Consider the following 11866-nt stretch of genomic DNA (forward strand, 5'->3'; position numbering starts at 1 on the left):
TCGCTGCGTTCGCCCCTCCTGCCAAGCATTGGTGTCTACACAAGTCGGCTCGCATTAGGCAGACTGCTGGCCCCCTCATCCCCAGCCCTTCTCCCCCGCAAAGCCGGGGGAGAAGGGAGCCACGAAAAGTTGTGTAGACACCAATGCCAGCCAGGAGGATTAATTTGAAAAACTGCACCACCCTCTGGCGAAGGTAGCTACGACGGGGCGAAGATTCACGATGCATTGCGATCCACAAAGGCAGCGAGTTCGGTGTCGAGTTGGGCGACTTGTTGTTTGAGTGATTCGAGGAGTTCGGGGACGGGGGCCAGATTGTCGTCTTTTCCGAGGGCTTCGATTTGTTCGGCGATCCGGACGACGGGCTTGGCGCCAAAATTCCCCGCGGCACCTTTCAGGGTGTGAGCGCCGCGGGCGACGACCTTGGCGTCTCCTGCGGCGAGTGCCGTTTCAATTTCCGAGACGCGTTGGGCCGCTTCTTCGCGCAGGACTTTCGCGATCTCCGTCAAAAAGGCGTCATTACAGCCCCGCATCCGGTCGCGGGCGTGCTGAACATCGATGACCTGGTAGCGTTCTTCTCCGTCTCGGGACGGTTGGGGTTCATCGACAGACTGATCCTCGGTCACCCTAGGTGCGTCCGCCTCGGAGGAAGGCGTGGCGGGCGGGCGGTCGGCTGGTTGATCAACGTTTACGTTTCGGTTCAGGACCATTGCCAATTCCTCGGGGTCAACGGGCTTGCTGATGTAATCATCCATGCCGGCTTCCAGGCATCGTTCCCGATCACCTTTCATCGCCGCAGCCGTCATCGCGATGATGGGGATGTGGTTTCCTGTGGTCGCTTCTTCGCCGCGAATCAACTCGGTCGCTTCTTTTCCGTCCATCACGGGCATCTGCCAGTCCATCAGGATGACGTCAAAGTTACCGTTTCTCCATGCGTCGACGCCTTGGCTTCCATCGTTGGCGATGTGAACCTGGTGGCCCATCCGCTCGAGCAGGCCGGTGGCGACACGTTGATTGACATAGCCGTCTTCGACCATCAACACGCGCAGCGGTACATCGGCTTTTTCAACGGGGCTGTCTTGATCATCGCGGTCGATGCCATCCGATGACACCATGACGTTGAGAATCGTTTCCAGGAATTCCGATTGCACAACCGGTTTGGTCACGTAGCGGGCGACGCCCAAGTCGCGACACCGCTGTTTGTCCTCACTCGTGGCCGAGGAGATGATGATGATTTTGGTATCACGCAGCTGGTCATGCTCCATCATCGTGGTTGCCACGTCATAGCCGTTCATGTCCGGCATCACGCAGTCCAACAGAACCAGTTGGTACGGCGTCGCGTCCTCGGCCGCTCGCTGCAGTTCTTTCAGAGCGCTCGGCCCGTCGGCGACAGTCGTCGGTGCCAGCCCCCAGGATTGCAACATTTCGTGAAAGATCCGGCGGTTCGTTTGGTTGTCATCGACGACCAGCACGGGCAAACCGGCCAAGTCGGCGAGTGCGGCCGGTGGAGACGTTTCGAGCGGCTGGCCGATCTCCAAGGGGATGCTGAAATGGAACGTCGTCCCTTGGCCAAGCTCGCTTTCCACCCAAATCCGGCCGTCCATCATCGAGACCAATTGACCGGAGATCGTCAGCCCCAGTCCCGTGCCACCGTACTGCCGCGTGGTCGACGCGTCGGCCTGTGAGAACGATTCGAAAATGGTTCCCTGTTTGTCCTCCGGGATGCCGATTCCGGTGTCGCGAACCGAAAAATGGAGTTGGGCGTTCTGTCCGGCATGGTGGTCCAAGTCGACTGCGACAACGATCTCGCCGGTTTCGGTAAATTTCATCGCGTTGCCGACCAGGTTCACGACGATTTGACGGAGTCGCCCGGGATCGCCGACAACCACCTGTGGGGCTTCCGGATCGACGCGGCAGGCTAATTCGAGACCTTTCTCGGCGGCGCGATGGCCGAGTGATCGAACCGTCCGCTCGACGACGTCGCGGAGGTCGAAGGGGATCGATTCCAACTCAAGCTTTCCGGCTTCGATCTTGGAAAAGTCCAGGATGTCGTTGAGCAGCCGCAATAGCGAGTCGGCCGAACCACGCACCATCCCCAGGTACTCGCGTTGTTCGGGCGTCAGCTGGGTGCCCTCGAGCAATTCGGACATGCCGATGATGCCATTCATGGGCGTGCGAATCTCATGGCTCATGTTGGCCAGGAATTCGCTTTTCGCACGATTCGCCTGCTCTGCCTCTTCGCGCGCTGTTTGTAGATGGCAATTGGACTGGGCGAGTTCTCGGGTGCGCTGGTCGACCCGGTCTTCTAGCGTGACCTGCGCGCGCACGAGTTCGTCCGTCATGTGATTGAAGGAATTCCCCAGTTGCCCGAGTTCATCGTCAGACCGGACGGCGACGCGAGCATAACGGTCTCCCCCGGCAATCAGGTCGGCGGTTTCGGCGAGCTGTGAGATCGGAGCGGTGAACCGCTTTGCCAACGCAAAGGCGCCCAAGATGCTCAACAGGATCAAAGCCGCTTCGAGCAACCATTGCATGTTGCGAAGCTTGGTGATCGGCGCGAACGCTTCCTCGCAATCCATTTTCACGACCATGCCCCAACGATCAAACTCGGGGGCTTGAAAGGCGATCGGACGCCAGGCGCACAAGATATCTGTCCCGGCGTAGCGGCTGATGTCCTGGTCGCGATCGCCATCGATCGCTCGGCTCATCACTTCGGCGTCGGTGATTGCCAACGAATCTTCGTTACGTTTCGTCGAAGGGAAAAGGTAATGGAACTGCTCGCCTCGTCTGGCCGCGATCAGCACTTCACCGGAATCTCCCAGACCGGTCGTGTCATGGAGGATTTTGGCCAAGCGATCGACGTCCAATCGCACCATCACGACCCCCAAAAACTCTTCATCGTTGGTTTCCGCCGGGGCCGTCAACCGAGCCACAAAATTGCCCGCATCGTCGCGAAATGGGGTTCCCAGATGGGCTTCAGAGCGTCCTTGCCGGTAGTCGGGTTGATCGGAGAAGTCTTTGCCCAGCTCGCCCGGATCGGTGGACGTGATCACGCGCCCCTGGGGGTCGGTGATCGAGATGGCAAGAAACTCATCGGTGCTCGCCATCGCGTCGCGGAGGATTCGCTCGACGCCGTGCCGGAATTTTCCCTCATCGATTTCACGATGGATTCGCTCGTACAGATAGCCTCGCAGACGGGTCCGACTGGCAACCAGCAACACGCGTTCTTGCTGCTGATTGACGTACGCCAAGACACGCTGCTGGCGATCGTGCGCGGCGGTCTCCAGTCGCGCGTGGATCTGCTCGGTCACTCCGTCTTTGGCGAATTGATAATTCGTCAGATTCGCCAATGTCGCGGTGAAAAACACGACCAGCGCAACGAAAATCGTCAGTTTGGTTTGAAGACTGAGTTGCATCCCGATGATTGTACGTAGGGAATTCGATCAGAGATCGCGCAAGATGATGCCCGCGGCATTGCGTCCACAGGCGCCCATCACGCCGCCCCCGGGGTGCGACGCCGCACCGCACAGATACAGCCTGTTGACCGGCGTGCGGTGATCCGACCAGCCGATCAGCGGGCGTGACGGCCCGAGTTGATGCAGATGCATCGCCCCTTGCATGATATTACCGCCGGTCAACCCGTAGGTCCGCTCCAGGTCCAACGGCGTCATCGCGTGCGTGAACAGGATCTTGTCTCGGATATCGGGCGCGAATTCCTGCAACGTGTCGATGCAGTTTTCGACCCAAGCGTCTTTTTCCTGATCCCAGTGCCGGTCGCCGGACAGTTGGTAGGGGGCGTACTGGACGAACATCGACAGGACGTGTTTTCCCGGCGGGGCCAGCGAGTCGTCGACGTTGGATGGAATCGTCATCTCCAAGACCGGTTTGCTGCTGAAATTCCCTGCCAGGGCTTCCTGGTATCCACGTTCGATGTAGTGCATGTCCGGCGTGGTGTGAATCGTCCCACGAAGCAATCGGGGGTCGACGCCGAAATCGGGCAGGGCGTCCAGGGCAAGGTTGATCTTGCCGCTGGCCGAGGCGTAGTCGATGTTCCGGACCTGGCCGATGAACTCGTCTGGCAGATGGCGTGCATCGAGCATTCGAAGCAAGGTTCGATTGGCATCGACGCCCGAGGCAACGGATTTGCCAAGGAATTCGCCCTCGGAAGTGGACACACCGCACGCGGCGCCGTTTTCCACCAGGATTTCGTTGACTTCGATTTCAGTTTTGATGTCGACCTTCAACTCGCAACAGGCCTGTTGGAGGGCATTGGCCAGCCCGCCCATGCCGCCCTTGATGTAGCCCCAAACGCCCCGTGCACCTCCGGCATCGCCCATCACATGGTGCAGCAAAACGTAGGCGCTGCCGGGCGACGATGGCCCGTGAAACGCACCGATGATCGCATCGGTCGCCAAGGTGCCTTTGAGCAGATCGGATTCAAACCAACGGTTCAAAATGCGGTCGGCCGCACCGGTCAAAACCTCCATCGCGCCGGGATTCTCATAGAGCAACCGTTTCATCAGCAGACCCTGCTTCATCCCGCCGACCAGATTCTTGGCCTTGTCCAACCAGCCCATCTTTCGATGACGCGTGGGCAACTGGGGCGGTACGGTTTTCAACAGCGGTTCTAACCGCTCGGCAATCTCCGTCAGCATCTTTTCGTACGCCGGAAACGCTTCGGCGTCCTTTTTGCTAAACCCCGAGATCGATTCAAAATTGCGTTTGGCGTCGTGCCCCAAGACCAGATGTCGGCCCTGGCCGTCGAAGGTGATCGACGATGGGTCACGGCGCAGCACATGGTACCCATAGTCCTTCAACCGCAATTCGGCGATGACTTCCGGCAACAGCAAGCTGACGACATAGGCGGCGGGGGAAAACCGAAAGCCCGGATGCAATTCTTCGGTCGTCGCACACCCACCCAGAGTCCCGCGACGCTCCAGCACACAGACCTTCTTACCGGCTTTGGCCAGATAGGCCGCCGTGATCAGTCCGTTGTGGCCGCCGCCGATGATGATGGTGTCGTACATGTAATAGGATGGCATCCGTTCGAGTCCGTCTCCCGGCGGTAGCGGGAATCGTAGCTACCTTCGCCAGAAGGTGGGGTCCGAGGGGCCACGCTCTGGCGAGCGTAGCTACGTCGAATTCGGCAGTTCCGTTAAACCGGGTCGACTTCCCAGCCTTTGCGGAAATGCGACATCAAGTATTGCTCGACGTTGTCATTGCCGCTGGCTTTGAAGGCGTTGGCATCCCAGTCGAATCCGCCACCGGCGCGGAAAGCGGTGTTGGCCAACAGGACCGCTTCGGCCAACGGTCCGGTGTAATCGACGAAGTCGCAGGTCGACTTCGGCCCGCCCTTGCAGGCATCGATCCATTCTTGGTGGAATCCCGGCGACTTGGGAATCGTTCGCTCAGGCGTCTCGGGATCGCCGCCGTCGCTGAGCGTGACCTGGTATCCATCGAAACCGGCGTCGATGGTGCCTTTGGTGCCGACGAACAGCGTGTTGCTGCCCTTTTGGGGAACCGTCTTGTGCTGCTTGAACACTTCGCCGAGCGAGCCGTGCCACCAGTGCAAGGTCAACGCTCCGTGGCCTTGCTCGGCGGGGAACTCCAGGCGAGTTTTCATCGCCTTGGGGGTCCGATGGGGATCGATCTGGTCGGCGCCGGGGACTTCATCCAGATCGACACGACTGGGGTACTTCAGTTGCAACGCCCAAAAGGGAATATCCAAGATGTGACAGCCCCAATTGCCGGTTTCGCCGGTGCCGTAGTCCCACCAGAAACGCCATTTGTAGGGACAGTACTCTGGCGAATAGGGGCGTTCTTGGGCCGGCCCTTGCCACAAGTCCCAATTCAAGTGGCTGGGGACGGGAGGAAACTCCGTCGGCATCTCGGGCATGCCGCGTGAGCCGCCGATCGCGCAATACACTTCGGTGACATCGCCGATCATTCCCGATCGGACCGCTTCGACGGTGCGGGCCATGCCTTCGTTGGCATGCCGCTGGTTGCCGAGCTGGGTGGCGACGTTCATCTTCTTGGCGATCTTCGTCAGCTCGCGCGCCTCCCACACCGTATGGGCGAGGGGCTTTTCACAGTACACGTGCTTGCCCATCAGCATCGCTTGGCGGGCCGGGTGAAAGTGGGTGTGATCGGGAGTGCTGATGACAACGGCGTCGATCTGCTTGTCCATTTGATCCAGCATTACGCGGAAGTCTTGGAACTTGCGCGCCTTGTCGAACTCTTGAAAACGCTTGCCCGCTTTGACCTCGTCGACGTCGCACATCGCGACGATGTTTTCACCGTCGACGCCACTGACGTTTGCCGACCCGCGTCCGCCGACGCCGATGCAGGCGACGTTCAGTTTGTCATTGGGTGATGCCGCACGGGCGGTCGCCGATGATCCCAGCCAGTAGCCGCCGGAAAGGACAGCGGAGGTTTTCAGAAAGTTCCGTCGCGAATCGGTGGGGCGTTTCATGGTTGAATTGGGCTGATGGTGAGTGGGGGATTGGATCGGGTGGGAGTGCATTGGGTGGGAGTGGACCGCGTGGCAACGACCGCCAGCGATCAAGGATACTATAGTCTATGGGCTGTCCGAGCCTGCTGCACGCGTGGTGCGGTTTTCGAACTCGGTTTGTTATCGGCATCGCGCTGGTGTTTAGGCTTTAACCGATCGGGACGCTGCGGAGCAGCGTGGGGGGAGTCGCCTAAAGGCTAGACACCAACGGCGCTGGTGTTCAGGCTTTAGCCGCCTTTCGTCGCTGCGGAGCAGCGAGGGGGAGTCGCCTGAAGGCTAGACACCAACGTGCGCCGCTGGGCGATGCAGCAGGACGAGGTCGGCGGCCAGGGTGACGGTCATCGCGGTCAGCGTTTCGGCGCGCGTCTGTTGGCTGTGCCTGACGGCGCGGTAGGTCATCGCCAACGCGTCGGCGATCGCGTCGGGCTGCAACTCGACCCGTTGTTGCCAGAGCTCGTGCCGGGAAAATTCCAGCCCTGCCGCTGAGAGATCATCCACGACCGCTTCCCAGCGACTGCGCCGACGCCCCACTTGCTGGACGCTTTCACGCAGTTCGATCAGGTCGTCTTCTCCCGGCACGGCGACGATGCACGCTCCGCCCGGAATCAGCACTCGCGCAATCTCGTCGGCCGGACGACGCCCGAACAACGAGATCACTTGATGCACACTCCCGTCTGCGACCGGCAGCGTCCGGTCCGCGTTGGCCAACACCCACGTCGCCTCGGGCCAACCGCGGGCGGCAAGCCTGATCGCCCGTTTGGACAGGTCGATCCCGCAGTAGCCACTCGGATTGTCCGAAAACAAGGCCGGTCCGAAGGAGCCTTCGCCGCATCCGAGGTCCAGCGTGCGAACCGGTTGTGAATCGTCGTCGGGGCTCGGAGATCGGATCCAGGGGCGAAGCGTTTCGACCAGCCCCGCGGCAAGCCCCCGCTGGAGCCAGCGGTGACGAGCCAGAACGGCATCGTTGGAGTCGCCCGCTTTGGTCGACTTGCGGTCTTGCGGTTGCAGCAGACTCCAATAACCCGCCTTGGCTCGATCGAAATGATGCCCGGAGTCACAGCGGAGTGCACTGCCCTCCAAACGGAGCGGTTGACAACAATTCCGGACGGTGCAGCGCAGTTCAAACATGAATCAAAACTACTTCAGCAACGTGTCGGCAAAGTCCAGGAACAGCCCCCAGTCCAGTTCGCCCAGGCCGTGACCGCCGCTGCGGATGTGATAGCCGGTTTGTCCGTCCATGCGTTGCTGTCCCAGCGGCGGCATGACGGGCGTTTGAATCGACTGTTTCCCCAACCGTTCGAAGACGGGAGCGGCGGCGACGATCGAAGCGTATTCGCCTTTCGGATCGGCCCACAGGTCTTCGTCGGCGCTGGCCACGTAAACGCCCCGCGGCGCGATCAACGCGATGACTTCGTGCTGATCGACGGGCAACTCGTGTTCACGGCCGGCGAAATCTGAAAACGGTTTACAGAACCAATGCGGGAAAGAACTCGTGATTCGTTCGACCGTTTCACCATAAGCGCGACGCGACAGCGCGGCCCCGCCACAGCCCGAATTGTTGCTATAGGCGATCGCGAAACGTTCGTCTTCGCACGCCGCCCAAAGAGACGTTTTGCCGCCGCGGGAATGCCCTGACACGGCAACGCGCGAGGCATCGATCGAATCGATCGTTTCCAAATGATCCAGCACTCGGCTGGCCGCCCAGCCCCAGGCAGACAGGCTTCGCCAGGCGGTGTCGTCGGGCGGATCGCCGTCGGCGAAAAAGGACCGAATTCCTTCGGCATAGCCGTCTTTCTTGTCGGGGTCGACGTGGGACGTATGGAAGGATGCCGTTGCGTAGCCGCGATCAATGAACATTTCCACCGGCCAAAACGGGTCCGACTTTTCCAGAGCGGTCGCCAGGGGAACGAAGTAACGGTTGTTGATGTGGATCACCGCCGGTGTCGGTCCGGGCGCGTTGTTGAGCAGAAAGACGACGAACGGGAACGAAAAGCTGCGATCGCCGATTTCGATGATCGCTTTCATCTCTCGTCCCGTCGCGGAACCGTCAAACGCTTGCGTCTCTTCGGCCGTTTGCTCGAATCGCAACGAGTACTCCGTGTCGGGGCGGCGTCCGTAAACCTGATCGCGAAACAGATCCAGTATCTCGCCTCGACGGCTGTCGTTCCACTCCTTCGGCGAACGGACGCGGCTGCCGTCGCGACTGACCAGCGGATCGGGCAGCGTGTACGTCGGGACCTTTGATTCGACGTAGTTGAATTCGCGGCGTTGCCGGGTCAGTTTTTCAACCAGATCGGGGTTGGCTTGCCAGACGGTGGACGCGTCTTGGCTGATGGATGCTCGCGCCGTGAACATCATCGCCGGTAGGATGAAAACGACGGATAGCAGGAGGGGATGTCGTTGCATGTTGGGTGGGGTGGTGGGGGTGTGAGAAGATTCGAATCCGCCGAACTCTGGTGGGATTAGCCGTCGACGCCAGCCTACTTCGACGAAAAACAAAACAGATGCTTTTCACCACGGACGAACAGATGGTCTTGGATCGGGACGGGCGACCCGATCACCGACTCCTGTAAATCGTTTTCCGAAAGCAATTCGAATTCGTTGTCGGCCACATCGGCGACAAACACGACACCATCTTCACGCGCCGCGTAAAGTTTTCCAGCCGCGATGGTCGGTGATGCATAGTACGAGTTACGGTTCTTGGGAAGCGCATCGCTCCAAACCGTTTTTCCGCTGGCCGGATCGATGCATTCGACTTCTCCGCGATCACGGACCAGATACACGTTTCCGTTGTAAGCCACCGGCGAGGGGACGAAGGTCGAAATGTCATCACGAAACCAAACGTGATTCGTGTCCGTGACGTCACCGCTGCCGTCCATGCGGATTCCGTACAGCCGTGGCGCCCCCTTGTCGTTGCGGCCGAACGCGACGACGGCCATGTCATCGACCACGACCGGCGACGCGACGACGGGCCAGAGCTGGTTGCCGTCGGGATTAAAATCACCGCAAGTCCAGGTCACGCGTCCGTCCAGAGCGTCGTGGACCGTCAGATGTTCCGCTCCCCAGACCAACAGCGACTCCCGGCCCTGGTGCTCGATCACCAGCGGAGTCGAATAGCCGTGGTCACACTCGCGTGGCGTTTCGTAATTCCTTGCTTCTTTCCAGATGAGTTGGCCGGATTGTTTGTCAAACGCAGCCAGCCAAGATTCCCCGTTGTGCATTCGGGCAAACACAACAGATCGTTTCGTCAGCACGGGTGAGGTGCCATGATCCCAATACAACGTGTCTTTGCCGAACCGATCGACTAGATTCGTTTGCCAGCGCACGGTTCCGTCCAGTTCCACCGCAGCCAACGTGCCGCTTTTGAAATACACGTAAACCGCTTCGCCGTCGCTGACCGGGGACGCGTTGCTGCCGGACCCGTTGCGATGCTTGCCCTTCACTTCGGGACCGAATTTGGTGTTCCATTTTTGGTTTCCCGACCAATCAAACGCCAGCACCGAATCGATGCCGTCGGTCGGGGCGGTGACGTAGACGTTTTGGTCGACCACGATCGGGGTAGAACAACCCTTGCCGGGCAGCGGTGCTTTCCATCGCAGGGTCTGTGCATTGAGCTCCGAAGGATAGGTTCCCGCCGCGACGCTGCCTTGATCCTGCGGTCCGCGCCAGCGAGGCCAGTCCGCGTCGGCATTGGACGGGACCAGCGCGATCCCCAGTACAAACGTCAACAGGATGTCGCCGTATCGATTCATGATTAGTTCCTAGTTTGTTTCTCAGTCTAGAATGTCGGACATCTGACCGACCCTCAGCAATGCCACGTCGTCGTGGCTACGCTCGCCAGAGCGTGGAAAACCACAGGGACGTACTTTCTGGCGACGGTAGCTACGTTTGATCGGCGACCGTCAATGTCTTATTTTCAACGTGGAGTTGCCGTCCAGGTTAGACCACGTCGGGGACGGTAAACGCACCGCGCGGCGGACGGGTGAGCAACTGATCCGCCTGGGCGTCGTCTTTGAACGTTTCGCTGTCACCGTCAAAGTGCAGCGTGCGGTCGACGCGGTAGGCGATGTTGGCCAAGTGGCACAGCGCGGCCGAGTAATGGCCTTGTTCGATTTCCGCCGACAGAAACTCTTGCTTGCGGGCGCGGACGGCCAGGGCCCAGTTGCGGAAGTGCGGCAGGTTAGAAATCGGGCTGCCCTCTTCAAACGCACTCGGTCCGGGTTCGCGATTGCGTCCCAGAAAGGTGTAATAGCTGGAGTAATCGGGGATGATCATCGTGCCCTCGGTGCCCAGGAAAATCGTTCCGACGGGGAAGTCCTTTTGCACGAACGGGTATTTGTCGCGAAAGCCGGCTTCGGCGTTCGTGTACCAGTCCCGCACCGCGAACTCGATCATCTTTCCGTCGGCCCACTTCATCGACGTGGACAAAACGCCCGGGGTTTCGGCGCTGCTTTGATGGACCTTTTCTTGCATGTAGTTCGACCCGATCGAAGAGATCTGCATCGGGTGGCTGTCCAACTTCAACCCCCAACGCAGGATGTCCATTTGATGGACGCCTTGATTGCCGATTTCTCCGTTGCCGTAGTCCCAGATCCAGTGCCAGCGACGATGTTGAAAGTTACTGAATTCATGCACCGCCGCCGGACCACACCAGGCATTCCAATCGAGTCCGTCGGGGACCGGGCGTGGGGCGTGTTTGCCCAGGTCGCCACGGATTTTGTAGGCGATGCCGCGGGCAAAGTAGACTTCGCCGATCACGCCTTGATGCAGTTTGTCGATGCCTTCGACGATGTTCGGTGACGACCGGCATTGGGTCCCGTGCTGGACGATCCGGTTGTACTTGCGTGCGGCCTGGACCATCTTGCGGCCTTCGAAGATGTTGTGCGATCCGGGCTTTTCGACGTACACGTCTTTGCCGGCTTGGCAGCCCCAAATCACGTTCAGCGAGTGCCAGTGGTTGGGGGTGGCGAAGGTGACCGCGTCGATGGACGGATCATCCAGCACGCGTCGCATGTCATCGTAGGTGTCGATTTTGTGTCCGCTGCGTTCGGTCCAGACCGTTTCGGCAGACTTCAGTTTGGCTTGATCGCAATCGCACAGACCGGCCAGCGTGACGCCGGCGGTCGATTCGTTTTCCAGTTCGACCAGACTTTCCGCGTGGGCTTTGGCACGTCCCCCCATGCCCACGATCGCGACGCGAATCTTGTCGTTCAAGTTTTGTCCGCGGACGATCGCCGGGGCGGCGAACAGGCCGGCGGCTCCGGCCGCAGCGGCCTGGAGGGATTGGCGACGGTTGACCCGCGAAGTCGTCTCGGTCATGTCTCTCTCGCTCGATCGGGGAAACGGAAGGCGGCGCTC

The 11866-nt window shown here is 60.0% G+C and carries 7 protein-coding genes; all 7 read right to left on the reverse strand.

The features are described from left to right. Window positions 1-215: 215 nt before the first annotated feature. The 7 genes from Mal15_RS30370 to Mal15_RS30400 all read right to left on the reverse strand — a co-directional run bounded on the left by Mal15_RS30370 (window position 216) and on the right by Mal15_RS30400 (window position 11827). Window positions 216-3413 (reverse strand): hybrid sensor histidine kinase/response regulator, encoded by a 3198-nt coding sequence (locus Mal15_RS30370; protein ID WP_147871189.1) that lies wholly within the window; start codon window positions 3411-3413, stop codon window positions 216-218. Window positions 3414-3440: 27 nt separating this feature from the next. After that, on the reverse strand, window positions 3441-5039 hold the full coding sequence (locus Mal15_RS30375) for a phytoene desaturase family protein (RefSeq protein WP_199773763.1): 1599 nt from the start codon (window positions 5037-5039) through the stop codon (window positions 3441-3443). Between the two features lie 113 nt (window positions 5040-5152). Continuing rightward, window positions 5153-6469, reverse strand: coding sequence for a Gfo/Idh/MocA family protein (locus tag Mal15_RS30380; protein WP_147871190.1), 1317 nt, complete (start codon window positions 6467-6469; stop codon window positions 5153-5155). A gap of 315 nt (window positions 6470-6784) precedes the next feature. Further along, a complete protein-coding gene (locus tag Mal15_RS30385; protein WP_147871191.1) occupies window positions 6785-7636 on the reverse strand; it encodes a methyltransferase domain-containing protein in 852 nt (283 codons plus the stop codon). A 9-nt stretch (window positions 7637-7645) separates the two neighbouring features. After that, a complete protein-coding gene (locus tag Mal15_RS30390; protein ID WP_147871192.1) occupies window positions 7646-8914 on the reverse strand; it encodes a glucuronyl esterase domain-containing protein in 1269 nt (422 codons plus the stop codon). 74 nt (window positions 8915-8988) lie between these two features. Further along, window positions 8989-10260: an outer membrane protein assembly factor BamB family protein gene (locus Mal15_RS30395; protein ID WP_147871193.1), complete on the reverse strand. Its 1272-nt coding sequence runs from the start codon at window positions 10258-10260 to the stop codon at window positions 8989-8991. A 187-nt stretch (window positions 10261-10447) separates the two neighbouring features. Then, window positions 10448-11827 (reverse strand): Gfo/Idh/MocA family protein, encoded by a 1380-nt coding sequence (locus Mal15_RS30400; protein WP_167547147.1) that lies wholly within the window; start codon window positions 11825-11827, stop codon window positions 10448-10450. Between the last annotated feature and the right edge of the window lie 39 nt (window positions 11828-11866).

Source organism: Stieleria maiorica (genome assembly GCF_008035925.1).
GTDB classification, from domain to species: Bacteria; Planctomycetota; Planctomycetia; order Pirellulales; family Pirellulaceae; genus Stieleria; species Stieleria maiorica.